The organism is Streptomyces nidicola, assembly GCF_050106155.1.
In the GTDB taxonomy this organism is placed as follows: Bacteria; Actinomycetota; Actinomycetes; order Streptomycetales; family Streptomycetaceae; genus Streptomyces.
In genome coordinates, this window is the sequence record NZ_JBNBPI010000001.1 from 7,098,047 (window position 1) to 7,122,546 (window position 24,500).

The 24,500-nt window shown below is 71.1% G+C and carries 21 protein-coding genes; 12 read left to right on the plus strand and 9 right to left on the minus strand.

Going from position 1 to position 24,500, the window contains the following annotated elements:
- Window positions 1–90: 90 nt before the first annotated feature.
- Both ACOKM3_RS32070 and ACOKM3_RS32075 read left to right on the plus strand, forming a co-directional pair.
- The gene (locus tag ACOKM3_RS32070; RefSeq protein WP_426904685.1) at window positions 91–1,242 is read left to right on the plus strand and encodes an acyl-CoA dehydrogenase family protein; all 1,152 of its coding nucleotides are present in this window, start codon (window positions 91–93) and stop codon (window positions 1,240–1,242) included.
- Between the two features lie 61 nt (window positions 1,243–1,303).
- The gene (locus ACOKM3_RS32075) at window positions 1,304–1,594 is read left to right on the plus strand and encodes a YiaA/YiaB family inner membrane protein (RefSeq protein WP_327664110.1); all 291 of its coding nucleotides are present in this window, start codon (window positions 1,304–1,306) and stop codon (window positions 1,592–1,594) included.
- Here ACOKM3_RS32075 and ACOKM3_RS32080 read toward each other — a convergent pair.
- Complete coding sequence (locus ACOKM3_RS32080; protein ID WP_426904688.1) at window positions 1,578–2,975, minus strand: M20 family metallopeptidase; 1,398 nt, start codon at window positions 2,973–2,975, stop codon at window positions 1,578–1,580. The two genes, ACOKM3_RS32075 and ACOKM3_RS32080, sit on opposite strands and share 17 nt — an antisense overlap.
- Window positions 2,972–4,408 carry an MFS transporter gene (locus ACOKM3_RS32085; protein ID WP_426904690.1) on the minus strand — a complete coding sequence of 479 codons (1,437 nt, stop codon included), beginning with the start codon at window positions 4,406–4,408 and terminating at the stop codon, window positions 2,972–2,974. Before ACOKM3_RS32085 ends, ACOKM3_RS32080 begins: the two co-directional genes overlap by 4 nt.
- Before the next feature lie 246 nt (window positions 4,409–4,654).
- On the opposite strand from ACOKM3_RS32085, the gene ACOKM3_RS32090 reads away from it, so the two are divergent.
- The 3 genes from ACOKM3_RS32090 to ACOKM3_RS32100 all read left to right on the plus strand — a co-directional run bounded on the left by ACOKM3_RS32090 (window position 4,655) and on the right by ACOKM3_RS32100 (window position 7,714).
- Window positions 4,655–5,458 (plus strand): FadR/GntR family transcriptional regulator, encoded by an 804-nt coding sequence (locus ACOKM3_RS32090; RefSeq protein WP_426904692.1) that lies wholly within the window; start codon window positions 4,655–4,657, stop codon window positions 5,456–5,458.
- Window positions 5,459–5,612: 154 nt separating this feature from the next.
- Window positions 5,613–6,986, plus strand: coding sequence for a pyridoxal phosphate-dependent decarboxylase family protein (locus tag ACOKM3_RS32095; protein WP_426904694.1), 1,374 nt, complete (start codon window positions 5,613–5,615; stop codon window positions 6,984–6,986).
- Window positions 6,987–7,081: 95 nt separating this feature from the next.
- On the plus strand, window positions 7,082–7,714 hold the full coding sequence (locus tag ACOKM3_RS32100; protein ID WP_426904696.1) for a TetR/AcrR family transcriptional regulator: 633 nt from the start codon (window positions 7,082–7,084) through the stop codon (window positions 7,712–7,714).
- 1 nt (window position 7,715) lies between these two features.
- On the opposite strand, the gene ACOKM3_RS32105 is transcribed toward ACOKM3_RS32100, so the two are convergent.
- On the minus strand, window positions 7,716–8,177 hold the full coding sequence (locus ACOKM3_RS32105) for a MaoC family dehydratase (RefSeq protein WP_426904698.1): 462 nt from the start codon (window positions 8,175–8,177) through the stop codon (window positions 7,716–7,718).
- A gap of 102 nt (window positions 8,178–8,279) precedes the next feature.
- Between ACOKM3_RS32105 and soxR the strand changes: the two genes are divergently transcribed.
- A complete protein-coding gene (soxR, locus tag ACOKM3_RS32110) occupies window positions 8,280–8,759 on the plus strand; it encodes a redox-sensitive transcriptional activator SoxR (RefSeq protein WP_426904700.1) in 480 nt (159 codons plus the stop codon).
- Here the strand turns inward: soxR and ACOKM3_RS32115 are convergent.
- Together ACOKM3_RS32115 and ACOKM3_RS32120 are read right to left on the minus strand one after the other, a co-directional pair.
- Window positions 8,704–10,035 carry a uracil-xanthine permease family protein gene (locus ACOKM3_RS32115; protein WP_426904702.1) on the minus strand — a complete coding sequence of 444 codons (1,332 nt, stop codon included), beginning with the start codon at window positions 10,033–10,035 and terminating at the stop codon, window positions 8,704–8,706. The genes soxR and ACOKM3_RS32115 overlap by 56 nt on opposite strands.
- Window positions 10,032–11,159: an aryl-sulfate sulfotransferase gene (locus ACOKM3_RS32120; RefSeq protein WP_426904704.1), complete on the minus strand. Its 1,128-nt coding sequence runs from the start codon at window positions 11,157–11,159 to the stop codon at window positions 10,032–10,034. The genes ACOKM3_RS32115 and ACOKM3_RS32120 overlap by 4 nt, the downstream gene beginning before the upstream one ends.
- Window positions 11,160–11,267: 108 nt before the next feature.
- On the opposite strand from ACOKM3_RS32120, the gene ACOKM3_RS32125 reads away from it, so the two are divergent.
- The 3 genes from ACOKM3_RS32125 to ACOKM3_RS32135 all read left to right on the plus strand — a co-directional run bounded on the left by ACOKM3_RS32125 (window position 11,268) and on the right by ACOKM3_RS32135 (window position 14,082).
- Window positions 11,268–11,780, plus strand: a complete 513-nt coding sequence (locus ACOKM3_RS32125) for a helix-turn-helix domain-containing protein (protein WP_267071006.1) — start codon at window positions 11,268–11,270, stop codon at window positions 11,778–11,780.
- A gap of 101 nt (window positions 11,781–11,881) precedes the next feature.
- Window positions 11,882–12,394 carry a hypothetical protein gene (locus tag ACOKM3_RS32130; RefSeq protein ID WP_426904706.1) on the plus strand — a complete coding sequence of 171 codons (513 nt, stop codon included), beginning with the start codon at window positions 11,882–11,884 and terminating at the stop codon, window positions 12,392–12,394.
- 65 nt (window positions 12,395–12,459) lie between these two features.
- A complete protein-coding gene (locus tag ACOKM3_RS32135; protein WP_426904708.1) occupies window positions 12,460–14,082 on the plus strand; it encodes an immunity 49 family protein in 1,623 nt (540 codons plus the stop codon).
- A gap of 85 nt (window positions 14,083–14,167) precedes the next feature.
- Here ACOKM3_RS32135 and ACOKM3_RS32140 read toward each other — a convergent pair whose 3' ends face one another.
- Window positions 14,168–14,770, minus strand: a complete 603-nt coding sequence (locus tag ACOKM3_RS32140) for a hypothetical protein (RefSeq protein WP_426904710.1) — start codon at window positions 14,768–14,770, stop codon at window positions 14,168–14,170.
- A 245-nt stretch (window positions 14,771–15,015) separates the two neighbouring features.
- Here ACOKM3_RS32140 and ACOKM3_RS32145 point away from each other — a divergent pair, with 245 nt between their 5' ends.
- A complete protein-coding gene (locus ACOKM3_RS32145) occupies window positions 15,016–17,862 on the plus strand; it encodes a penicillin acylase family protein (RefSeq protein ID WP_426904712.1) in 2,847 nt (948 codons plus the stop codon).
- A gap of 42 nt (window positions 17,863–17,904) precedes the next feature.
- On the opposite strand, the gene ACOKM3_RS32150 is transcribed toward ACOKM3_RS32145, so the two are convergent.
- The 3 genes from ACOKM3_RS32150 to ACOKM3_RS32160 all read right to left on the minus strand — a co-directional run bounded on the left by ACOKM3_RS32150 (window position 17,905) and on the right by ACOKM3_RS32160 (window position 21,977).
- Complete coding sequence (locus ACOKM3_RS32150; RefSeq protein ID WP_426904714.1) at window positions 17,905–19,206, minus strand: alpha/beta hydrolase family protein; 1,302 nt, start codon at window positions 19,204–19,206, stop codon at window positions 17,905–17,907.
- Window positions 19,207–19,307: 101 nt separating this feature from the next.
- A complete protein-coding gene (locus tag ACOKM3_RS32155; RefSeq protein ID WP_426906957.1) occupies window positions 19,308–20,561 on the minus strand; it encodes an MFS transporter in 1,254 nt (417 codons plus the stop codon).
- A 165-nt stretch (window positions 20,562–20,726) separates the two neighbouring features.
- The gene (locus tag ACOKM3_RS32160; RefSeq protein WP_426904716.1) at window positions 20,727–21,977 is read right to left on the minus strand and encodes an exo-beta-N-acetylmuramidase NamZ family protein; all 1,251 of its coding nucleotides are present in this window, start codon (window positions 21,975–21,977) and stop codon (window positions 20,727–20,729) included.
- Window positions 21,978–22,128: 151 nt separating this feature from the next.
- Here ACOKM3_RS32160 and ACOKM3_RS32165 point away from each other — a divergent pair, with 151 nt between their 5' ends.
- Both ACOKM3_RS32165 and ACOKM3_RS32170 read left to right on the plus strand, forming a co-directional pair.
- The gene (locus ACOKM3_RS32165; RefSeq protein ID WP_426904718.1) at window positions 22,129–23,802 is read left to right on the plus strand and encodes a class I adenylate-forming enzyme family protein; all 1,674 of its coding nucleotides are present in this window, start codon (window positions 22,129–22,131) and stop codon (window positions 23,800–23,802) included.
- Between the two features lie 96 nt (window positions 23,803–23,898).
- Window positions 23,899–24,492, plus strand: a complete 594-nt coding sequence (locus tag ACOKM3_RS32170; protein ID WP_426904720.1) for a TetR/AcrR family transcriptional regulator — start codon at window positions 23,899–23,901, stop codon at window positions 24,490–24,492.
- The last annotated feature ends 8 nt before the right edge of the window (window positions 24,493–24,500 follow it).

A 24,500-nucleotide genomic window follows, 5' to 3' on the forward strand; every position in this document is an offset into this window, starting at 1 on the left:
GGCACATAGTAGGGCTGCGAGCCAAAAACTAGCAGTGCTAATTAACTCGCCAATCAACTGCCTTACGATTCGATTCACGCGGGAGTGGCCATGAACCTGGAGCTGAGCGAGGAGCAGACGGCGGTGCGCCGGCTCGCCAAGGACTTCGTGGACCGCGAGATCGCGCCGAACGTGGTGGCGTGGGACCGGTCCGAGGAGGTCGACCGGGGCATCGTCAAGAAGCTCGGCGAGGTCGGCTTCCTGGGCCTGACCATCGACGAGGAGTACGGCGGCTCGGGCGGCGACCACCTCGCGTACACGCTGGTCACGGAGGAGCTGGGGCGCGGGGACTCGTCGGTGCGCGGCATCGTCTCGGTCTCCCTCGGCCTGGTCACCAAGCCGATCCAGCAGTGGGCGAACGAGGAGCAGAAGCGGCACTGGATCCCGAAGCTGACGGCCGGTGAGGCGCTCGGCTGCTTCGGCCTGACCGAGCCGGGGCACGGCTCGAACCCGGCGGACCTCCAGACCCGCGCGGTCCGCGACGGCGACGACTACGTGATCAACGGCACGAAGATCTTCATCACCAACGGCACCTGGGCCGATGTCGTTCTCCTCTTCGCCCGTACCAACGACACCCCGGGCCACAAGGGCATCTCCGCCTTCCTGGTCCCGACCGACACCCCGGGCCTGACCCGCAACACCATCCACGGCAAGCTCGGACTGCGCGGCCAGACCACGGCCGAGCTGGTCCTGGAGGACGTCCGCGTACCCGCCTCCGCGATGATGGGCCCGGAGGGCAAGGGCTTCTCGATCGCCATGTCCGCGCTCGCCAAGGGCCGGATGTCGGTGGCCGCAGGGTGCGTGGGCATCGCCCAGGCCGCCCTCGACGCGGCCGTCGGATACGCGGGCGAGCGCGAGCAGTTCGGCAAGTCCATCGCCTCGTACCAGCTGGTGCAGGAGCTGATCTCGGACATCTCCGTCGACGTGGACGCGGCCCGGCTGCTGACCTGGCGCGTCGCCGATCTCATCGACCGCGGCGAGGACTTCGCGACGGCGGCGTCGAAGGCGAAGCTGTTCGCGTCCGAGGCGGCGGTCCGCGCGGCGAACAACGCCCTCCAGGTCTTCGGCGGTTACGGCTACATCGACGAGTACCCCGTCGGCAAGCTGCTGCGCGACGCCCGCGTCATGACCCTCTACGAGGGCACGAGCCAGATCCAGAAGCTGATCATCGGCCGCGCGCTGACGGGCGTTTCGGCGTTCTGAGTACGCGATTGAGTACGGGAGCGGATGGGGGCGGGCCCCCATCCGCTCCATGCTGTGCGGCATGAGTGACACACCGGTCAAGCAGCAGAACACCGTGGCCTTCTACGGACAGGCCGTCGCATCCTTCGTCGTCGCTCTCGCCGCGACGGCCATCGGCATCTACAGCCTCGACGTCAGCGGCTGGATCCGCGCGTTCCTGGCGATCGCCGTCCTTTACCTCACGACCTCGGCCTTCACGCTGGCCAAGGTGATCCGGGACCGCCAGGAGGCGGGCCAGATCGTGAGCCGCGTCGACCAGGCCCGCCTGGAGAAGATCCTGGCGGACCACGACCCGTTCAAGCCGGTGGCGTGACGCCGGCAGCGTGACGCGGTCGGGCGGACGCCGGGGCGGACAGCAGCTTCGGGACGTCCAGTGCGCCGCCCGCCTCCGTGAACTCCCGTTCCACCGCTGCCCGTAGGGCCGCGTCCGCGAGGTGGTCCGCGGCCGTGCGGGCCAGCGCCGCCGCGCCGTCGAGGACCGCCCGGTCGGCCTCGGCGCCCCGCGCGCACTCCGCGAAGTCGGCGGTGTGCAGGGCCGTTCCGGCCGGGGCGACGGACAGCATGGGATGGATGGCCGGGATGCGGACGCTCACGTTGCCCAGGTCCGTGGAGCCGAGCGCGGAGTCGGGTGCGGCGCTGCCGGGCAGCACCGTGCGGCCCCGGCTCGTCAGGTGCTGGGCGAAACGCGCCGCGAGGACGTCGTTGTGCCGGACGGGGACGCAGGGCGGGCAGTCGTCCCAGCGGGTGGCGACGGTCGTGCCGGTCATCGACGCGGCGCCCTCGAAGATCCGTTGGACCCGGTCGGAGAGCTCCGCAAGCGACTCCACGGTGGCCGCGCGCAGATAGAAATGGGCCGCCGCGCGCTCGGGTACGACGTTGGGGCGCGAGCCGCCGTCGGTGATCACGCCGTGCACCCGGTCGTCCGGGAGGATGTGCTGGCGCAGCGCGGCGACCCCCTGGTAGGCGGCGACCACCGCGTCCAGGGCGTTGCGGCCCATGAACGGGGCGGCGGAGGCGTGGGCGGCGAGCCCCGTGTACTCGACGACCACCTCGCGAAGCCCGAGGAAGGGCGCGTCGGAGAGGTCGGGCCCCGACGAGGGGTGGATCATCACGGCGGCGTCGATCCCGTCGAACGCCCCGGCGCGGGCGAGGAGTTCCTTGCCCGTGCCGTTCTCCTCGGCGGGCGTGCCGAGCAGCACCGCCGTGCCGCCGGTCCGCTCCAGGACGGGGACCAGCGCGAGGAAGGCGCCGACGGCCGCGGCGCAGATGATGTGGTGCCCGCAGCCGTGCCCGATGCCGGGCAGCGCGTCGTACTCGGCCAGCACCGCCACGGTGGGCCCGTCGCCCGAACCGGCCGACGCCCGCAGCGCGGTGGGCAGCCCGTGCGCCCCGACCTGGGCCGTGACGCCGTGGGCCCGCAGCAGGTCGGCGACGCGGGCGACGGCGCGATGCTCCTCGAAGCCCGGCTCGGGGTCCGCGTGCAGGGCGCGGCCGAGGCCGAGCAACTCCGCGCCGAGCCCCTCGACTTCGGCGTCGATCCGGGTGTGCACCTCGGGGCCCGCCCCCTCGTACGGGGAGGACCAGGCGGGCGCCGAGACCGCTGCGTCGGCCGCCCGCCGGGCGATCCGCTCGAGATGGGCGCGCCCCGCGTCACTCGCGGCGGGAGCGGCAGGAGCGGCGGTGGCGTCGGTCATCGGATCTCCTGCGGCGCGGTGTCGGCGACGGACGGGGCGGAGCCAGACGGGGCGGAACCAGACGGGGCGGAATCGGACGCGGTGGATTCAGATGCGGCGGAATCCGGTGCGGCCATCCGCCGGTGGAGGGCCACGCAGCCCATGCTGACCAGCGCCATCACGATGAACAGGACCGCCACGGGCGTCCAGGAGGCGCCCGAGGAACCGGCCAGCCACTGCGCAAGCGGCGGCACCGCGCCGCCGCCGATCAGGCCGGCGATCTGGTACCCGAGCGAGAGCCCCGTGTAGCGCACGCGCGGCGGGAACCACTCGGTGACCATCGTGCCCACGGTGGCGTACGCGATGGTGCTGGCGAGCATGCCGAGCCCCATGCCCGCCCACAGGCCCACGAGGGTGTGCGATCCGGCGAGCCAGAACATCGGGAACGCCACGACCAGATGGGCCGCCATCCCGACGAGCGTGACGCGCCGGACGCCGAACCGGTCGCCCAACAGCGCGGTGAGCGGGGTGAAGACGATCACCACGACCGAGGCGAACATCCCCGCGGCCGATGTCTGCGCCTCCGTGAAGCCCAACTGGGACACAGCGTAGGCCGACATGAACGTGACGATCACGTAGAAGCCGCCGACGGTGACGAGGAAGGCCCCCGTGGCGAGCAGCCAGGTGCGCCACGAACCGCGCGCGACGTCGAGCACGGGCAGCTTGGCGGCGGCCCCGCCCGACTCCCGCTCCTCGCGCAGCGCCTCCTTGATCTCCGGCGCCTCCTCCAGGCGGCTGCGGATGATCAGGCCGGTGACCACGAGCACGCTCGACAGCAGGAAGGGGATGCGCCAGGTCCAGGCGAGCAGCGCGTCGTGGCCCGGCAGCGAGGCGAGGGTGAAGACGCCGGTGGCGAGGAAGAAGCCGAGGCCGTCGCCGACCTGGGGGAAGGACCCGTACAGCGCCTTGCGGTGCGGTGGCGCGTTCTCCACCGCGTAGAGGACCGCCCCGCCCCATTCGCCGCCGACCGCGAGCGATTGAAGGACGCGGATGATCAGCAGCAGTACGGGGGCGAGCGCCCCGGCCACCGCGTAGCCGGGCAGCAGTCCGATCAGGAACGTGGACGCGCCCATCAGGAGCAGGGAGCCGATGAGGGCGTGCTTGCGTCCGTAGCGGTCGCCGATGTGCCCGAAGAGGAGCGCGCCGAGCGGCCGGCCGAGGGAGCCCACGGCGAGGGTGGCGAAGGAGCTGAGCACGCCGAGCGCGGGGCTCATCTCGGGGAAGAACAGCTTGGGGAAGACCAGGGCGGCGGCCGTGCCGTAGATGGCGAAGTCGTACCACTCGACAGTGGTGCCGATCAGTGTGGCGGTGGCGATGCGCAACGGGCTGCGTCCGCCTTCGGCCCCGGGTGGGCCGTCCGCGTCCGCGGGTGGTCGGGCTGGGGGAGGCGTCATGTACCGGGGCTCCTTCTGAGGGCAGGACGGCGGGCCCGCGGGGGGAGCGCGGGGGCGGGGACGGCCGACCGGATGACAAGGGCCAAGGACTATGGATTCGATGGGACCCATAAAGTGGTACCGGGACGCTACGAGCGGCGGAGAAGCCCTGTCAATAGGGTTCGCGCCGAATCCAATAAGGCTTCGGGACGGGCGAGTTCGCGTCCGGAGGCCATCCGATGGCGACGAGGACGACCGGGAGGACGCGTGGTGAAGGCGGGAGCCGGGAGCGGGACCGACGGCGCGGGCGCGGGGGCGCGCCACCCCGATCCGCTGGAGCGGCCGGGGCAGCGCAGGCCCTCGCGCGACATGGTCACCGAGATCCTGCGCAAGCGCATCGCCCTGGGCGGCTTCGCGCCGGGCAGCAGGCTCCCGGCCGAGCGTGAGCTCGCCGCTTCGCTGGGCGTCGGGCGCAACACGGTCCGCCAGGCGGTGCGCAGGCTCGCCGAGGAGGGCCTCGTGGTCACCACGCTCGGCCGCTCCGGCGGGACACGGGTCCGGCCCGCCCCGGCGGTCGAGGGTGAACGGGCCGCCGTGGCCGCCGACTTCAGGGCCACCATCCGCGACTACATGGAGTACCGGACGGCGATCGAACCCTTCTCGGCCGCTCTTGCCGCGCGGCGCGGCTCCACCGCCGACCGGCGGGCCCTGGTGCGGATGCTCGACGAGGAGGTCGCCGACCTCGCCGCCTATCACCAGGTCGACTCGCGCTTCCATCTGGCGGTCGCCGCCGCGGCAGGCAACGAGGTCCTCGGCGAGGCGGTGGAACGGGCACGCGCCGAGATGTTCGTCCGTGGCAACGCGCTCTGGCTGGACTGCGACTGGACCCTCGTCTACCCGCCGGACCGGGACCTCTCGCGGGTGTTCTGCGAGGAGCACCGGGCCATCGCGCTCGCCGTCCTGGCCGGTGACGCGGAGACCGCGGAGGCCCGGATGCGCGAGCACCTGGAGGACTCGGGCCGGCAGTTCCTCGCGCTGCTCGACCACTTCGAGGCGAACGGCGGGGGTTGAGGGGCCTTCCGGGAGCTGGCGCCCCCCGAGGGGCGAACTCGTTGACCAGTGACGCCGGTTGTGGTTAGCCTCCGAAATGGGTCCGGTCGAATCCAATTAGCGAACCGTGCCCCCGGGAAACCCCCGGCACCCCCGTTCCTGGAGGTACGGCACCTTGCACAGCCATGACGAAGCCCTCGCCCGCACGGTCCTCGACCACGTCGAGCACCGGCTGCGCCTCGACCCGGCGCCGCTCGGCAGGCTCGGTGACGCGGCCGAGCTCGAAGCCGCCCTCAAGGGCGCCCTGGGCGGCGGCCCGTCCGCCCCGGACGACGTGCTGCGGCTGTTCACCGAGCACATAGAACCGACCGTCGTCTCCTGCGACAGCCCGGGTTTCCTCTCGTTCATCCCCGGCGCCCCGACCAAGGCCGCCGCCCTCTTCGACATGGTGCTGTCCGCGTCCTCGCTGCACGGCGTCTCCTGGCTGGAGGCGTCCGGCGCTGTCGCCGCCGAGAACCAGGTGCTGCGGCTGCTCGCCGATCTCGCGGGGATGCCGGGCGGGGCGGGCGGCTGCTTCGTCAGCGGCGGGTCCGCGGGCAACCTGTCCGGACTCCTGGTGGCCAGGGACACCGCCCGTACCTCCGAAGGGCGCCCCGTGGAGCGGCCCCGGATCGCGGTCAGCGACCAGGCCCATTCGTCGATCGGCAGCACGCTGCGGATCATGGGCGTCGAGGCGCTCGTGGTGCCCACCGACGACCACCGGCTGACCGGCGACGCGGTGCGCGCCGCGCTCGCGGCCGACGGCGACCCCGAGAGCGTGGTCGCCGTCGTCGGCACCGCCGGCACCACCAACGCCGGCATCATCGACGACCTGGCGGGCATCGCCGACGCGGCCCGCGACCACGGCCTGTGGTTCCACGTCGACGCGGCCTACGGCGGCGGCGCCCTGTTCTCGCCGCGGCTGCGCGAGCGGTTCGCCGGCATCGAGCACGCCGACTCCCTCGTCATCGACCCGCACAAGTGGCTGTTCACGCCGTTCGACTGCGGCGCCCTCCTGTACCGCAACCCCGCCCTGGCCCGCGCCGTCCACACTCAGGACGCCTCCTACCTGGACTGCATCCACACCGACGCCCCGCAGCAATGGAACCCGAGCGACTACGCGTACCACCTCACGCGCCGCCCCCGGGGCCTTCCGCTCTGGTTCTCGCTCGCGGTGCACGGCACGGAGGCCTACCGGGAGGCCGTCGAGGCCGGGCGGCGGCTCGCCGAGGAGACCGCGGAGCTGATCCGCGCCACCGACGGCCTGGAACTGCTGCGCGAGCCCGAACTCTCGGTCGTGCTGCTGCGCCGCACTGGCTGGGGGCCCGCGGACTACGACGCCTGGTCGCGCCGGCTCCTGGAGCGGCAGCTCGCCTTCGTGGTGCCGACGGTGTGGGAGGGCGAGACGGTGGCCCGCTTCGCCTTCCTCCACCCGGACCTCGGCCTGGACACGGTGCGTACGATCCTGGCAGACATGGCGGGGGACATGGTGGAGGCGGACGCCGGATGAATCGCGTCCCGTTCCCGGGAACCGGGCTCTAAGCGCTCGCTCACCCCGGAGGGTAGGGTGTGGCACCGGCCCCACGGGAGGATGTGAGTGCAGCGATGACGCAGGACGAGCGCGGTGCGGACGAGGTCACGGACGAGATGCCGTGGGCCGATGTCACACCCGACGCGGCCCGGCGGCTGCTCGTCGCGGCGGTGCAGGCGTTCGCCGAGCGCGGCTACCACGCGACCACGACCCGCGACATCGCGAGCCGCGCCGGCATGAGCCCGGCCGCGCTCTACATCCACTACAAGACCAAGGAAGAGCTGCTCCTCAGGATCAGCCGGATCGGCCACGACAAGGCGCTGGCGATCCTGCGCCGGGCGGTCGAGAGCGAGGGCACGGCCGCCGAGCGGCTCGCCGAGGCCGTCCGTACCTTCGTCCGCTGGCACGCCGGGCACCACATGACCGCGCGCGTCGTCCAGTACGAGCTGGACTCGCTGGGCGAGGAAAACCGTCCCGAGATCGTCGCGCTGCGCCGGCAGAGCGACGCCGCGGTGCGGGAGATCATCAACGACGGGGTGAAGGCGGGCGAGTTCGACGTCCCCGACGTGCCGGGCACGACCGTCGCGATCCTCTCCCTCTGCATCGACGTCGCCCGCTGGTTCAACGCGGAAGGCCCCCGCACACCGGACGAGGTCGGCGCTCTCTACGCCGACCTCGTACTGCGCATGGTGAGTGCCCCGAGGTGACTCAGAGGTAGTAGCGGGACACCGACTCCGCGACGCACACCGGCTTGTCGCCGCCCTCGCGCTCCACGCTGAACGCCACGGTGACCTGTACGCCGCCCGCCACGTCCGCCACGTCCGTGACCTTCGCGGTGGCGCGCAGCCGCGAGCCGACCGGGACGGGGGCGGGGAAACGGACCTTGTTCGTCCCGTAGTTGACGCCCATCTTCATGCCCTCGACCTTCATCAGCTGCGGGCCGAAGAGGGGCAGCAGCGACAGGGTGAGGTAGCCGTGCGCGATGGTCGTCTTGAACGGGCCCTCCTTCGCGCGCTCCGGGTCGACGTGGATCCACTGGTGGTCGCCCGTGGCCTCGGCGAACTGGTCGATGCGGCCCTGCTCGATCTCGACCCAGTCGCTGTACCCGAGCTGCTCGCCGACGGCGCCCTTCAGGTCGTCGACGTCCTTGAAAACGCGCGGCTCCGCCATGTTCAGTGACCTCCCAGGAGAGTTTTCTAAGCGCTTGCTCAGATCACTCGGCACTCTAACAACGCCGCCGCGCCCGCACTAGGGTCGTCTACTCTCGGGTGGGTGCCACAGATTCCGGAGAAGATCCACGAGCTCACCGTCGGCCAGGTGTCGGCGCGCAGCGGCGCCGCCGTCTCCGCGCTCCACTTCTACGAGTCCAAGGGCCTGATCACCAGCCGCCGCACCTCCGGCAACCAGCGCCGATACTGTCGTGACACCCTGCGCCGCGTCGCCTTCATCCGGGCCGCGCAGCGCGTCGGCATCCCGCTCGCCACGATCCGTGACGCCCTCGCCGAACTCCCCGAGGAGCGCACCCCGAACCGGGACGACTGGGCGCGCCTCTCGGAGGTCTGGCGGTCCGAACTGGACGAGCGGATCAAGCAGTTGGGGCGGCTGCGGGATCACCTGACCGACTGCATCGGGTGCGGGTGTCTCTCCCTGGAGAACTGTGTGCTGTCCAACCCGGACGACGTCTTCGGCGAGCGCCTCACGGGCTCCCGTCTGATGGGGGAGCGCCGGGAGCGTCCGGCCGCGGAGGCGTGAGCCTCGGGCCCAGCGCCCGGAAGACCGCGCTGAGCACGACCGCCGCGATCGCCCCGGCCGCGACCCCGCTGCCGAACAACGTGCGGGCCCACGTCGGCAGCTCCGCGTACATCTCCGGAGACACGATCGGCAGCATGCCGATCACGAGGGCGAGCGCGATGACGATGCTGTCGGTGCCGTGCGACAGGTCCGTACGGGAGAGCATCCCGAAGCCCATGACCGCGATCACCGCGTAGATGACGAGGCCCGCCGCGCCGACCACCGGCTCCGGGATCGCCGCGAGCACCCGGGTCAGCGGAGTGATCAGCCCGCACACGATCAGCAGCACACCGGCCGCCGCCGTCACGAACCGGCTGCGTACGCGCGTGAGTTGGACGATGCCGATGTTCTCGGCGCTCGTCACCATCAGGGACGTACCGAAGAGGCCGGAGAAGAGGGAGACGAGTGCGTCGGCGCGGGCGATGCGCGGCACGTCGCGGCCCGGATCGGGTGCCCGGCCCACGGCCTCGCTGTTGAGGACCGTCTGCCCGGTGGCCTCGGCGAGCGAGGCGAGGGCGAAGACGAGGAGCGGGATGGCGGCGAGCAGATCGAAGTGCGGGGCGCCGTACGGGAAGGGGTCGGGCAGCGCGAAGGTGCCGCCGTGCGCCACCTCGATGTCGGTGCCCATGAGCGCGGCGATCACCGTGCCGCAGACCAGGCCGAGCAGCACCGCCATCTGCCGCCACACACCCCGCAGGACGAGGAAGAACACCGCGATCACGCCGAGCGTCGCGAAGCCGAGGCCCGGCCCTGAGGCGACCATGGGCGCGGTCACCTTGATCATGTTGATGCCGATGAGGACGACCGTCGTGCCCATGACCAGGGGCGGGAACAGCCGGACCAGGCGTCCGTAGAAGGGCAGGACGCAGAGCAGGAACGCGGCCGCGACCAGGACGGAGCCCGAGGCCGTCGCCGGGCCGTACTCCTGCGCGATCTGGAGGAAGATCGCGACCGCGGCGCCGCCCGGCAGCATCAGGAACGGCAGCCGGGCACCCACCCGCAGCGCCGCGACACCGAGCGACTGGAGCAGCGCGCCCACGCCGCACAGCACGAGGGTCGCGCTGAGCAGAGAGGCCGTCTGCGTCGTCGACAGCTTCAGCGTCGTCGCGATGAGGATGACGGAGGAGACGGGCGCGGCCACGCCCGCCAGCACGTGCTGGCAGGCGAGCGGGGCGAGCCGCTTCAGGGGCAGCCGCTCGTCGACCGGTGCGACCGGTGGTGCCTCGGTCGCGGTCACCGGTTCAGCCACGGCAGCTCGGCCGCGGAGTAACGGTAGGAGCGGAACACGGCGTTGGGCTCCGACGGGAAGAGCTTGCGGACCTCTTCCTCGGAGTAGCCGCCGAAGAACGGGACGATGTACTCCCAGCACAGGTAGCCGTCGGCCGTGACCTCGAAGAGGCGGCCCGCGGGGGAGTCCGTGACCAGGGTGTTGCCGTTCGGGAGGCGCTGGGCGCTGCCCATGAACGGCGCGAAGAACGACTCGCGCGCCGGGTCGTGGTACTCCCAGGCGATCTTGCCGCTGGAGCGCTCGATCTCGATGACGCGGCTGAACGGCACGTCCCAGTGCGGCCGGAAGACGCCGTTGTCGAAGACGAGGAAGTTCCCGTTCTCCAGCTCGGTCGGGCAGTGCTGCTGCGAGACGACGCCCGGCTCCGAACGCCAGATGATGTCGCCGGTGGCGCGCTCGATGACGACGACGGCCGACACGGAGCGGAAGCTCGCGAGGATGTTCCCGTCGGCGAGCGGCAGCACGCTGTTGATGAGCGGGTAGTGCTCGCGGGCGTAGTCCGGGTGCAGCGGGAAGTCCTCGCGGCCGAGGCGCTCGGAGACCTTCCACTCCCAGGTCGTGTTCCCCTCGGCGTCGACCTCGACGATCGTGTCCGCCCAGATCGTGTCGCCGTCCTGGCCGCTCGCCTCGGAGCCGGGCACGCCACCGCGAACGGCGGCCGCCGCGTCACCGGTCAGTGCTTCGAGCGCCGTGTAGAGGATGCGGCCGTCGCCGTAGTGGTGGGCGTCGTGGTGCTGGAGCGGATCGCGGTGCTCGCGCACGACCGTGCCGTCGGGGGTGATCTCCTGCATGAGGCCGCCGCGGTACTTGTGCCACATGGGGAAGAGGGCGGGCTCGTCGGGCAGTACGCCGTTGTAGGCGAGGTTCCCGTTCGCGAGGATCCGCGCGTGCCGGCCGGGGCGGTTCGGCAGGTTCCACTGGTGGACGACCTCGCCGTGCAGGTCGATCAGGTACACCTCGCCGGTGCCGGTCAGCGGGGCGAAGAGCGTGTAGCCCTGGTACGCGGCGTCCTCGTCGAGGGCGAGGAGTCCGGTGCCGCGGCGGCGGCGCTGGTTCTGGTCGACACGAGCCATGGAGGCCCTCCATTCAGTGGTTAACTTTTTTAAGTACTGGTTAAGTAGTTAACCACGACGGTAGGCTGCCGGGGAACAGGGGACGAAGCGAAAGGGCGTTACAAGTTCATGAACGTGGGACCGGGCATTCGACGCAGGCGCCGCGGCCTGGAGCTGACGCTCGCCGAGGTGGCCCGCCGCGCCGGGGTCTCCGTCCCGTTCCTCAGCCAGGTCGAGAACGGGCGCTCGCGCCCCAGCATGGGCTCGCTGCAGCGCATCGCCGACGCCCTCGACACCACCGCCGTCGAACTCCTCGCGTCCGCCGAGCCGCCCCGCCCGGTCGACGTGGTGCGCGCGGCGGAGAAGCCCGCGATGGCCGACGGCGCGCGCCCCCTCGTCCGGGGCGAACAGCGTCTGCACGCCCTGGAGTTCACCGGCGACCACGACTGGGACCGGGTGTTCCGGCACGCGGGGGACGAGGTCATGTACGTCGCCGACGGCTCGATCGAGACCGAGGTGGACGACACGCACTACGTCCTGGAGCGCGGCGACACGCTGTACTGCGCGGCCGGACTCGCCCACCGCTGGCGCCCGTTGGAGCCGGGAACGCGGGTCCTCATCGTCGGGGTCGCCGCGCAATAGTTCGCGCAGCGGTCCGCACAGTAGTCCGCAACACCCCTTGTCGGTGGCCGTGGTTGGCGCGACCATGCGTCGCACGAGTCACGACGGGGAGGCCGAACGGCATGGCAGTGGCGATCACTTCACTCAAGTACGAGTCCGCCCGCACGGGCCCGCAGACGCTGGACTACGACGACGACGGCTACCACCTCGTGCGCTTCCCGTACGCGGAGGCCGAGGAGTCGTACGACCCGTGGGCCATGCACGACCCGGCGGGCGGTGGCGGCTCGTCCAGGTATCCGGACGCGCGCTCGGGGCTGATCTGGCCCAGCCACGACGGCTGGGGCACGCTGTCCGCGCTCGTCTTCTGGGGCGCCAGCACCCGGGCGACCGAGTACCGCGCCCGCTTCGTGCGCGATCCGCTGGGCCTCGCCACGGGCTACGACTCGACCGCCACCACCGACATCTCGCCCACGGGCGGCGGGCAGTTCCGCTCGTACACCTGGCAGATGTTCGTGCACCCGAGGACTCCGGTCGGCTTCAAGGTCTCGGCCCGCGCGGGCGACAGCCCGCTGAAGGTGCCGATCACGCTGGCCGAGTTCAAGCTGGCGATCCAGACGGACGTGATCACGCCCTGACGCGGTCGGGGGGCGTTTTCCCACTCGTCCGTCACGCGCGCCCCACGCCTCGTAGAGTCGCCACCGTGATTGAGAACGAGGCTCCGGATTCGCATCTGCCCATGCTCGCGACGCCGCAGGCCGAGCGGCTCAGGTCGCTCGTCGCCGAGAGCGTGCGGGCGCGATTCGGGGCGGAGGAGGGCCTGGTCCTCGTCGGCGACGCGGTCGAGCGCGACGGTCACCTCTTCCCGCTGGTGAACCTGGCGCTGCGGTGCGCGGAGGCGTCCGAGGGCGACTGGCCCGCGCTCGTCGACGCCCACTTCGCGGCCCTCGCGGACGCCTCGCAAGGCGGCGAGGGCGCCGAGGAACTGCTCGCGGGGACGTGTCTGCGGCTCGTGCCCGCGGACGCCGCCGGCCCGGCGGCGCCGGTGCACGCGCGCGAGGTCGCCGAGGGGCTGCGCCTCGCGCTCGCGCTCGACGGGCCCGACTCCGTACGCCTGTTGACCGAGGAGGACGTGGCGCGGGCCGGCGCCGACGCGCTGTGGGGCGCCGCGCAGCGCGCCCTGATCCGGGCGCCGATGCGGCACGAGGAGGTCCGGCTCGACGGGCACCCCGTCCTCTACTCCGTGTACGGCGACGCGCACTCCGTGGCGACCAAGGCCGTCGTGCTGCCCGAGGTCGTCGCGGAGGTCACCGGGCGCCGGATGCCGGACGCGGGCGCCCTCGTCGCCGTGCCCACCCGGCACCTGCTCGCCTTCCACCCGATCGTCGACGGCAGCGCGGCCGACGCCCTGAACGACCTTGCCACGTACGCCGTCCGGGCCCACGACGAAGGCCCGGGACCGCTCTCGCCCCGCGTCTACTGGTGGCACGAAGGGCGTCTCACCTCACTCGGTGCCGGGGAGGGGGCGCCGCGCGAACTCCTGGACGTGATCGAGGCGTTGAGTGCGCTCGATCGTGCGGGCCGACTCGCCCCGGGCGCGCCGGGCGCAAGCCCCGAAGAGTCCTTCGCCGCCGCGCTCGCCCACGCCCTCGCGCACGCGGAGAGCGACCCCGACGCCGCCCGCGTCGAGACGTGGGACGCCTGGGTCGCGGCGCAGCAGTGCGGATGCGCCCTGTTCGCGCACGGCAAGGACGGTGAACCCCCGGCGGAGGAGGGGGAGTTGGAGGAAGGGGGAGCAGGGGGCGACCCCGCCCGCGCCTGGCTCGACGCCTTCTACCTCACCCTCGTCACCCGCGACCGCGAGCGCACCACCCGCCTGTGCCAGGTACCGCTCGACGCGCTGCGCGGCAGCGCCCCGGTGGACGACTACGTGCCGCACTGGATCGACGTCCTCCAGAGCCACTGGCTGCGCCGCCCCGTCGACGACGTGGTGGACCGGCTCGTCACCACCATCAAGGCCTCGCACCCCGACACCGCGACGCTCGCGCCGAAGGACTTCCTCAACCTCGTCGACTACCAGCCCGTCGCGCTGTTCCACCGGCTGCTCACGCACGACCACGAGGCCTTCGGCGAGGCGCTCGCGGAATCCCTTGTGCAGCACGCCGGTTACTGGGGCGATTCGGGGGCGCCGCGCGCCCGCGTGGCGCTCGGCCCGCTCGCACTCGCCTGCCTCGCGTACGACATGGACTTCCCGGTCCGCACCGATCTTCCGTACCTGCCGCGGTACTTGCTCAACCGGCAGCGCCTGGAAGGCGCGGCAGGCTAGGGCCTGTCGTTCGGATCAGGGGGTGCGCCGGGTTCGGGGCCGCACCCCCGTCGCGCTGTACGTCACCTGGTTGTGGCGGGCCGGCCTACGCGGAGACAAGCAGCCGCGCCAGCCTGGCCTCCGCCAGTGCCATGGGTGTCAGGACGGGCCGCGGCACGACGATGCCGCAGTGGGTGCACACGGGGCCCGACGAGGGTTCGTGCGCCAGATCGTGCTGCCAGACCAGGCAGCTGCCCGTGCACACCGGGCAGCACGCGCCGGGGTCGCGCTCAAGTGCCGTGATGAGCCTGCGCAGCACTTCGGCCAGCGGCTCGGAGGGATGCACGGAGGGGTCGTCGCACCAGGCGACTCCGAAGCCTCCCCAGGTCAGCCGGTGCCAGTCGTCCACGCTGCCCGGGCTTCGAAGTCCGTCGTGCTTCTCCTTGCGCCTTCGCTCGGCGAAGGCGACTTCGTACGCGAGCCAGACGGCCCGCGCCTCCTCCAGCTCCTCCAGTGCCGCGACCAGGCGGGCCGGGTCGGGGGAGCGGTCCTCGGGGTCGAACCCCGCCCGGGAGCAGAGGTGGTCCCAGGTCGCTCGGTGCCCATAAGGGGCAAATCTCTCAAGGCACTTGCGCAGTGAATAGCGCCGCAGTGCCAGATCGCTCAGCGGATCGCGCACCTGTCTCGCCAGACTTCGGAATCCGGCCATCGCCCTGCACCTCCGTCACACGTACGTCGGCGTCGCCGCAGCCATGAAGCGACGTCGCCGAGTAGACGTATCGACACGCGATTCGGATCCCTTTGAAGGCCACTGAGTCCCATCCGATTTCCGATGGGGCCCATCACGGTCACCTTCTGAGGCCGGGGAGTACCTGAGTGGTCCCTGTTGCTTTCCGAAAACGTGACGCATGTTCATCTTCTGTCCTTGGCTAACCGTCGGTAACCTCCGGCGCCATGGGAAGCCTTATGGGAAGCCTTACGAAGAGAGTTACGGCCGTGGCGGCACTTGTGCTCACCGCCGGACTGCTCTCGCCGACGTCGACCGCGACCGCGGCCGACGAACCCGCCCAGGAGACCGCCGCCGACTACTGCGAGGGCCAGTGCGCGGACATCCTGCCGCCCGGAGCGAACGGCAGCGCCACACTCGCCCAGATCCTCGGCAACAAATTGCTGGGCACCCAGCCTCCGCACGCCGACGATCAACTCGGTCCTTATGACGCGCTGTCGTCCGGGTATCCGTCTCTCACCGACGACACACTCACGAACTTCTTCAACGATTCCTCCTTCGGAGTCAAGGACGATCAGGTCGGTTCCGTCACGCGTCCCCGCGAGGATGTGACGATCACCCGTGACAAGAAGAACGGCGTACCCCACATCAAAGGTTCCTCGCGCTACGGAACAGAATTCGGGGCCGGCTTCGCCGCAGGTCAGGACCGCCTCTGGTTGATCGACCTGTTCCGTCACATCGGCCGCGGCGAATTGACGTCGTTCGCGGGCGGCGCCCTCGCGAACCGGGGTCTTGAGCAGGAGTTCTGGCCGCAGGCCCCGTACACCGAAAAGGATCTCGAACAGCAGGTCGAGTCCATCAAGAAGACCGGCGGGGCCCGCGGCAAGCAGGCCATGGAGGACGCGCAGGCCTATATCGACGGCCTCAACGCCTATCGGGAGAAGTCGAAGAACGGCCGCTACTTCCCCGGTGAGTACGTGCTCACCGGCAAGGTCGACGCGATCACCAACGCGGGTGAGATCCAGCCGTTCAAGGTGACCGACATGATCGCGCTGGCCTCCGTGGTCGGCGGGCTCTTCGGCAACGGCGGCGGCGGAGAGGTCGACGCGGCGCTCTCGCTGCTCAAGGCGCAGGACAAGTACGGCGTCCAGAAGGGCACCGAGGTCTGGGAGGCCTTCCGCGGCCGCGAGGACCCGGAGGCCGTCACCACGATCCACGACGGCACCCGCTTCCCGTACGGCGAGAAGCCGGAGCACGCGCGCGGGCAGGCGCTCCCCGACAAGGGCTCGGTGGAGAAGGAGCCCCTCGTGTACGACAAGGAGGGCTCGGCGGCGACGGAGTCGGCGGCGAAGAAGGACCCCGTCAAGGCACCCGCCAAGCTCAAGCCGCTCCAGGGCATGAACGACGACGGCGTCCTGCCTTCCAATCTGTTCACGCAGTCGGCGTCAAAGAAGGGCATGTCGAACGCCCTCCTCGTCTCCGGCAAGCACACCGCCTCCGGTAACCCGGTCGCCGTGTTCGGCCCGCAGACCGGCTATTTCGCGCCACAGCTGCTGATGATGCAGGAGCTCCAGGGCCCCGGCATCAGCGCGCGCGGCGTCTCCTTCGCCGGCGTCGGCATGTACGTCCAACTCGGCCGCGGCCAGGACTACGCGTGGTCCGCGACCTCGGCGACCCAGGACATCACCGACACGTACGCGGTCCCGCTGTGCGAGCCCGACGGCTCCGAGCCCACCCGTCAGTCGACCTCGTACATGTACCGCGGCACCTGCACGCCCATGGAGAAGATGGAGAAGAAGAACGCCTGGAAGCCGACGATCGCCGACTCCACGGCCGCCGGCTCCTACCGGATGCAGGTCTTCCGTACGAAGTACGGGATCGTCAGCCACCGCGCCACCGTGGACGGAAAACCGGTCGCCTACACGGCACTTCGCTCCACGTACCGCCACGAGGCCGACTCGATCCTCGGGTTCCAGATGCTGAACGACCCGACCTACGTCAAGGACGCCGCGTCGTTCCAGAAGGCGGCCCAGCACATCAACTACGCGTTCAACTGGTTCTACGCCGACTCGCGCGACATCGCGTACTACAACAGCGGCACCAACCCGGTGCGCGCCAAGGACGTCGACATGTCGCTGCCGGTGCGGGGTGAACAGGCCTATGAGTGGAAGGACTTCGACCCGGCGAACAACACGTCTGCCGAGACGCCCCCGTCCCAGCACCCGAACTCGGTCGACCAGGACTACTACGTCTCCTGGAACAACAAGCAGGCCAAGGGCTTCTCGTCACCCAACTTCAGCATGGGCGCCGTGCACCGGGCCGACCTGCTGAACGACCGCGTGAAGAAGCTGACCGAGCGGGGCGGCGTCACCCGGGCCGCGCTCACCCGGGCCATGGAGGAGGCCGCCGTCACGGACCTGCGCGGCGAGCAGGTGCTGCCAAAGATGCTCAAGGTCATCCGCAGCAAACCGCTCGGCGACCTCGACAACCCGCAACTGACCAAGGCGGTACAGCAGTTGGAGGCATGGGAGAAGGCGGGCGCCCAACGCAACCAGACGTCCGCCGGATCCAAGACGTACGCGCACCCCGACGCCGTACGGATCATGGACGCCTGGTGGCCGCTCATGGTGGAGGCCGAGTTCAAGCCCGGCCTCGGCGACGAGCTCTACAAGTCCCTCACCTCACAGCTGACCGTCGACGAGGCGCCGTCCGCCGGACACGGGCCGACCGGCTCGCACGCCGGATCGTCCTTCCAGTACGGCTGGTGGGGCTACGCCGACAAGGATCTCAGGTCGGTGCTCGGCGAGCCGGTGAAGGGGAAGCTCGGCGTCACGTACTGCGGCTCCGGCGACCTCTCGGCCTGCCGGGACGTCCTCCTCGCCACGCTGGCCGAGGCCGCCGCCAAGCCCGCCACCGAGGTGTACCCCGGTGACGACACCTGCAAGGCGGGCGACCAGTGGTGCGCCGACAGCATCGGACACCGTGCCGTCGGCGGCATCACGCACCGCAACATCCAGTGGCAGAACCGGCCCACGTACCAGCAGGTCGTGGAGTTCCCGGCACACCGCCAGTGAACCGGGGCGGGGCGGACACCCACAGGGCTCCCACAGGGCCACCTACGTAGTGACCCGCCCCGCACCGAGCACCACCCGCGCCAACTCCGCGTGGCAGATGTCGCTGTGGGCCCCCGAGGGCGGGGGCCCATTGCGCACCACCTGCGCCGCGTCCACGCTCACACAGCCCGCGCCCGGCACCCCGGCCCGCAGCACGTCCGCCAGCGTGAAGCGCACCGCGCCGTCGACCTCCTGGAAGCCGTCGTGCCCGAGCGCGCCCCAGCGCTCGCCGAGATCGGCCAGCGTCCTGTCGTCGCCCGCAAGCCGTGAGGCCAGCGGGTACATCACGCTCAGCGCGGTGTCGTACCGCGAGAAGCACGCCACCAGCGGCCCGTCCACCCGCGCCTGCCGCCCCTTCAGCGCGCCCCTGTCGGCGAACGCGTAGTGGGAGAAGGCCCCCTGAAGGAGCGTCACGGACTTCACGTTGCGGACGCCCTTCGGCATCCCGGCGAGCGCGAAGGAGACGAGCCGCGCGCCGAAGCTGTGCCCCACCAGGTGCACGCGGACCCCGGGCGCCTCCTCGGCGAGACGCCCGAGCGCCGGGCCGAGCCCGGCCTTGCCGACCTTTCCGGCCCGCCGCTTCATCGCGAAATACGTGGCCTGGCGCAGGAGTTCGTGCGCGCCCTTCCACGCCTTGGCGAGCCCGCCGGGCAGCTTGAAGGCCGCGGCGGCGCCGGGCCCCGCCGCCGTCTCCAGGGCCGCCGCGAACTCCAGGCACATGGCCCGGGTGTCCTCGTGGAGCATCGCGGGCGTGCTGTGCGGCCCGCCGTCCTCCGAGGTGTCGGCGCCGGACACCGAGGGCCCGACACCGACCAACTGCCGTACGAGACCGCCGAACTCGTCGAAGGCGGACGCCGCGTCCGGCTGCTCCTCCAGGCGCCGCGCCAGCAGGTCCACCACGGGCTCACTGCGCGGGAAGGCCTCGGTGAGCCCCTGCCGGGTGCCCTTGTCGAGCGTGGTCCGCGGGACGGCGGCGGCTGTGGCCTGGGCGGCGGCCGACCGGTCGAAGTCAGGGATCTGCTCGTCCGTGAAGCGCATCGACGGCCACAGCACGCCCACGTAGCCGAGGGAGGCGCCGGGCGCCAGGCCGGTGAACGGCGCGAAGAAGCGGTCGTACAGGCGGTTCGCGATGGAGCGGCTGTTGTTCCAGCCGTGCGCGAAGACCACCAGATCGTGCACCTGGTGCGCTTGGCGGAGGAGCGTGGCGAGCTGCCCGGGGTCCGGATCGCCGTCGGCGTCGAACCTCAGCTCCCAGTAGGGCCGGACGTGGACTTCAGGTGCTTGTCGTGGCTTGGGTGCGGACATGGCGAACCCCCGTGGTAGGCGTCGTGCGGCAACGCGTGCCGCGCATCGTCCCGCCGTACCCGGGGGTTGGCCAGATGTTCCGCCGTCAATTGACGGACGTATCAGTCGAGTTGACGCTCCCGCGTCTCCGGAAGCGCCAGCACGCACAGCAGTGACACGACGGCCATGGCGCTGACGTACCAGCCCACCGACGAAGAGCCGAGGGCGCTCTGCAGTCGCGTCGCGATGAGCGGGGAGACGGCGCCGCCGAGGACGCCGCCCAGGTTGTACGCGAAGGAGGCGCCGGAGTAGCGCACCTTCGCCCCGAACAGCTCCGGCAGATACGCGCCCATCGGCCCGTACACCACGCCCATGCAGAACAGGGCGCCGCCGAGCGCGAGGGCGATGAGCACCGGCTTCTCGGTGTCCATCAGCGGGAACAGGGCCAGGCCCCACACGATGGCGAGGCTCGAACCGATGAGCACCATCTTGCGCCGGCCACCCGCGTCGGAGCGGGTCGCCGCGAGCCAGGTGCCGGCCGCCAGGAACAGGCACGCCACCAGCGACACGGCGAGCATCGTGGAGCGCGGGACGCCGAGCGTCGTCGTGCCGTAGGCGAGGCAGTAGGTCGTGGCCGTGTAGAAGAGCCCGTACGCGATGATCATGCCGCCCGCGCCGAGCAGGATCTCCTTCGGGTGCCGCTTGAACACCTCGAACGCCGGTGCCTTGCTGGCCTCCTGCTCCGCCATCACCTTGGCGAAGACCGGCGTCTCGCTGATCTTCAGACGGACGAACAGGCCGACCGCCACGAGGAGGAACGACAGCAGGAACGGGATGCGCCAGCCCCACGACTTGAAGGCGTCGTCCGAGAGGGACTCCGATAGCAGCCAGAAAATGCCGGTGGCGGCGAAGAAGCCGACGGACGGGCCGAGTTGGGGGAAAGCGGCGAACAACCCGCGCTTGCCGCGCGGCGCGTGCTCCACGGCGAGCAGCGCGGCCCCGCCCCACTCGCCGCCGAGGCCGACGCCCTGGAGGAACCGGAGCAGTACGAGCAGGATCGGCGCCCACAGGCCGAGGGTGCTGTACCCGGGCAGCAGGCCGACGAAGGCCGTCGACAGACCCATCAGGAGCAGCGAGGCCACCAGGACCGACTTGCGGCCGATCCGGTCGCCGAAGTGGCCGAAGATCAGCGAGCCGATCGGGCGGGCCGCGAACGCGACGGCGTACGTCGAGAACGAGGCGAGGGTGGCGTTGATCGGGGTGAGGTTCGGGAAGAACGCGGCGTTGAGGACGAGCGCGGCGGCCGTTCCGTAGACGTAGAAGTCGTAGAACTCGATGGCCGTGCCGATGAAGCTGGCCACGGCCACGCGGCGCAGGCTCTCCGGCTGAGCCTGCGCCGCCTGTTCGGCGGGTTCCGCCTCGGCGCGTTCTTCCCTGGTTGAGTCGTCTTTGAGCACGAGCAGACTGTCGTTGTCCGTGTACCGTCCAGTCAATATCTCGGGATGCCCGTCCCGGATCCCGAGACGACGCCTACGTGGCGCCTACTTGTACGTGAGGTACTTGCGCCGTACGCCCCGGAACGCGGCCAGCTCCTCCTGCCACGCCCCGACGATCTCGTCCGTGGACGCGCCCGCGTCGACCATCGTGCGCACCCGCGTGGACCCGGTGAGCCGGTCGATCGCGTTGTCGGGGCGCCAACCGAAGTCCTTCCAGGCCTTCTTGGCCGTCACCAGGAGGCCGATACCGGTGCGGACAGGGTCGAACGCCTCGCGGTCGTCGACGTGGATCTGGACGCCGCCGATCGTCTTGCCCTGGAACTTGGAGAACGTCGGCGCGAAGTACGCCTCCCTGAAGTGCACGCCGGGCAGGGCGAGTTCATTGGCCGCGGCCGCCCAGCTCGCGTCGATGCCCTCGGCGCCGAGCAGTTCGAAGGGACGGGTCGTGCCGCGGCCCTCGGAGAGCAGGGTGCCCTCGAACATGCAGGTGCCGGAGTAGACGAGGGCCGTGTCGGGCGTCGGCATGTTGGGGCTCGGCGGCACCCAGGGCAGGCCGGAGGCGTCGTAGAAGTCCCGCCGCTTCCAGCCGCTCATCAGCACGGTCTCCAGCTCGACCGGGTGCTCCAGGTACTCGCCGTTGAACAGACGGGCCAGCTCGGTGACCGTCATCCCGTGCGCCTGCGCGATCTCGCGGCGGCCCACGAAGCTCGCGAACTTCCGGTCCAGGATGGGGCCGTAGGCGTTCCGCCCGGTGACCGGGTTCGGGCGGTCGAGCACCACGAACTTCTTGCCGGCGAGCTGGGCCGCCTCCATGCAGTCGTAGAGCGTCCAGATGTACGTGTAGAAGCGCGCGCCCACGTCCTGGATGTCGAAGACGATCGTGTCGACGCCGGACTCCGTGAAGATGTCGGCGAGCGGCCGACCGCTCTTCAAGTACGTGTCGTAGACGGGGAGTTTGGTCGCCGGGTCCTCGGTCTTCCCCTCGGAGCCGCCCGCCTGGGCGGTCCCACGGAAGCCGTGCTCGGGCCCGAACACCGCCTTCAGATCGACCCGCTCGTCGGCGTGCATCACGTCGACGATGTGCCGTACGTCGCGGGTGACTCCGGTCGGATTGGTGACCATGCCGACCTTCTGGCCCGCGAGCAGCGCGTAGCCGCTGTCCACGAGGCGCTCGAAGCCGGTGCGAAGGCGGGGGCCGCCGATGCCGGGGGCGGCGCTCGCCGATCCGCCGCCGATGCCCAAGCCGCCCGCGACGCCCGCACTCGCCGCGAGCAGCCCTCGTCTCGACACGTCCATGGATGAACCTCCGTGATCTTCGGGACTGGCGTGGCCACGACGCTAGTCCCGGAATCCGCCCCGGGGAACGAACCGACACCACGAAGCTCTTTCGCAGCGACATACCGACTGGTTAGTCTGCCCGGCAGGCCGGAGCTTTCGAAGGAGACCGATGGTGCACAGCTCGCAGGGACAGTCCGCTTCGATCTACGAGGCCAGGCCTTGGCTGGGCGTCCTCAACGACGCGCAGAAGGCCCCGGTCGACCCGGCCGCCACCGTCGTGCACGCCTTCGCCGACGCGGTGCGCCGCGCCCCGGACCGCGCGGCCCTCGCCTACTTCGACGGCCGCCTCTCGTACGCCGACGTGGACGCGCTCTCCGACTCCGTGGCCGGCCACCTCGCCGCCCGCGGCCTGGAGCGCGGCGACCGCGTCGCGATCATGCTGCAGAACTCGCCGCACTTCGTGCTCGCGCTGCTCGGCGCGTTCAAGGCGGGCGCGGTCGTGGTCCCGGTGAACCCGATGTACAAGGCGGGGGAGGTGCGGCACGTCCTGCACGACGCCGAGGTGACCGGGCTCGTCTGCTCGGACCGGGCCTGGGAGTCGTATCTGCGCGAGACGGCGGCCGACTCTCCCGTGCGCATCGCCCTGACCGCCTGCGAGCTGGACCTCCAGACGCGGAACGACGAGCGGGTGCTGAACTTCGAGCGGGTCGAACCGGCGGCGTCCGACGCCGACGACCTCGTCGCGGTCGCGCACGCGGGCCACAAGGCGCCCGCCGGTCGCGAACTCACCGGCGACGACATCGCGTTGATCAGCTACACGTCGGGCACCAGCGGCACCCCGAAGGGCGCCACCAACCTGCACCGCAACATCACCTTCAACGCGGAGCGCCAGCGCACCGGCCTCGGCCTGCCCGAAGGAGCCGTCTACTTCGCGCTCGCGCCGCTGTTCCACATCACCGGCATGGTCTGCGAGCTCGTCGCCTCCTTCGCCAACGCGGGCACCCTCGCGCTCGCCTACCGCTTCGAGCCGGGCGTCGTCCTCGACGCGTTCGCCGAGCACCGGCCCGCGTACACGGTCGGCCCCTCCACGGCCTTCATGGCGCTCGGCGCGCAGCCGCAGGCGACCCGCGAGCACTTCGCGTCGTTCTCCTCGATCTCCTCGGGCGGCGCGCCCGTGCCGCCTGCCCTGGTGGAGAAGTTCCGCGCCGCCTTCGGCCCGTACATCCACAACGGCTACGGCCTGACCGAGTGCACGGCGCCCTGCGCGTCCGTGCCGCCGGGCGTCGAGGCGCCCGTCGACCCGGCGTCGGGGACGCTCGCGGTGGGCGTGCCGGGGCCTGACTCGGTGGTCCGCATCGTCGACGACCACGGGAAGGACGTGCCCTTCGGGGAGCAGGGCGAGATCGCGGTGCGCGGCCCGCAGGTCGTGCCCGGGTACTGGCGCCGCCCGGAGGCGACCGAGGAGGGCTTCCCGGACGGGGAGCTGCGCACCGGCGACATCGGCTTCATGGACGAGAACGGCTGGCTGTACGTCGTCGACCGCAAGAAGGACATGATCAACGCGTCCGGGTTCAAGGTGTGGCCCCGCGAGGTCGAGGACGTCCTCTACGGCCACCCCGCCGTGCGCGAGGCGGCGGTCGTCGGCATCCCCGACGCGTACCGGGGCGAGAGCGTGAAGGCCTACGTGAGCCTGCGCCCGGAAGCCGAGGCGAGCCCCGAGGAGCTGTCGGCCTACTGCAAGGAGCGCCTCGCCGCGTACAAGTACCCGCGCGAGGTCGAGGTCCTGGGGGAGCTCCCGAAGACGGCGAGCGGCAAGATCCTGCGCAGGGAGCTGCGGCAGTGAGGCCGTGACGCGGGCGGTGAGTGGGAAGATCCTCCGTAGGGGGCGGCGTTCCCCCTACGGACAACGCTGAGCACGACGGAAAGGCAGGTGGCGGCAGTGCCCAGGACGACCGACGGCGACGGCACGCCCGTCCCGCAACGACTCCTCGCGGCCGCCACCCGGCTCTTCGCCGACCGTGGCTACGACCGCACGTCGGTGCAGGAGATCGTGGAGGCGGCGGGCGTCACGAAGGGCGCCCTCTACCACTACTTCGGCTCGAAGGACGATCTGCTGCACGAGGTGTACGCGCGCGTGCTGCGCCTCCAGCAGGAGCGGCTCGACGCGTTCGCCGACCGGGATGAGCCGGTCGAGAAGCGGCTGCGGGAGGCCGCCGCGGACGTCGTCGTCACGACGATCGACAACCTCGACGACGCGTCGATCTTCTTCCGGTCCATGCACCATCTGAGCCCGGAGAAGAACAAGCAGGTACGGGCCGAGCGGCGCCGCTACCACGAGCGTTTCCGGGCGCTGATCGAGGAGGGCCAGAAGACCGGCGTCTTCACGACCGAGACGCCGGCCGACCTGGTGGTCGACTACCACTTCGGCTCGATCCACCATCTGTCCACGTGGTACCGCCCCGACGGCCCCCTGACCCCGCAGCAACTGGCCGACCAACTGGCGGACCTGCTGCTGCGGGCGCTCCGGCCGTAAGGCGTGCC

Excerpts from the sequence above, each read along its gene's own strand:
- ACOKM3_RS32070 (WP_426904685.1), top strand. The coding sequence starts at position 91 with ATGAACCTGGAGCTGAGCGAGGAGCAGACGGCGGTGCGCCGGCTCGCC.
- ACOKM3_RS32075 (WP_327664110.1), top strand. The coding sequence starts at position 1,304 with ATGAGTGACACACCGGTCAAGCAGCAGAACACCGTGGCCTTCTACGGA.
- ACOKM3_RS32080 (WP_426904688.1), bottom strand. The coding sequence starts at position 2,975 with ATGACCGACGCCACCGCCGCTCCTGCCGCTCCCGCCGCGAGTGACGCG.
- ACOKM3_RS32085 (WP_426904690.1), bottom strand. The coding sequence starts at position 4,408 with ATGACGCCTCCCCCAGCCCGACCACCCGCGGACGCGGACGGCCCACCC.
- ACOKM3_RS32100 (WP_426904696.1), top strand. The coding sequence starts at position 7,082 with ATGACGCAGGACGAGCGCGGTGCGGACGAGGTCACGGACGAGATGCCG.
- ACOKM3_RS32105 (WP_426904698.1), bottom strand. The coding sequence starts at position 8,177 with ATGGCGGAGCCGCGCGTTTTCAAGGACGTCGACGACCTGAAGGGCGCC.
- ACOKM3_RS32120 (WP_426904704.1), bottom strand. The coding sequence starts at position 11,159 with ATGGCTCGTGTCGACCAGAACCAGCGCCGCCGCCGCGGCACCGGACTC.
- ACOKM3_RS32125 (WP_267071006.1), top strand. The coding sequence starts at position 11,268 with ATGAACGTGGGACCGGGCATTCGACGCAGGCGCCGCGGCCTGGAGCTG.
- ACOKM3_RS32130 (WP_426904706.1), top strand. The coding sequence starts at position 11,882 with ATGGCAGTGGCGATCACTTCACTCAAGTACGAGTCCGCCCGCACGGGC.
- ACOKM3_RS32140 (WP_426904710.1), bottom strand. The coding sequence starts at position 14,770 with ATGGCCGGATTCCGAAGTCTGGCGAGACAGGTGCGCGATCCGCTGAGC.
- ACOKM3_RS32145 (WP_426904712.1), top strand. The coding sequence starts at position 15,016 with ATGGGAAGCCTTATGGGAAGCCTTACGAAGAGAGTTACGGCCGTGGCG.
- ACOKM3_RS32150 (WP_426904714.1), bottom strand. The coding sequence starts at position 19,206 with ATGTCCGCACCCAAGCCACGACAAGCACCTGAAGTCCACGTCCGGCCC.
- ACOKM3_RS32160 (WP_426904716.1), bottom strand. The coding sequence starts at position 21,977 with ATGGACGTGTCGAGACGAGGGCTGCTCGCGGCGAGTGCGGGCGTCGCG.
- ACOKM3_RS32165 (WP_426904718.1), top strand. The coding sequence starts at position 22,129 with ATGGTGCACAGCTCGCAGGGACAGTCCGCTTCGATCTACGAGGCCAGG.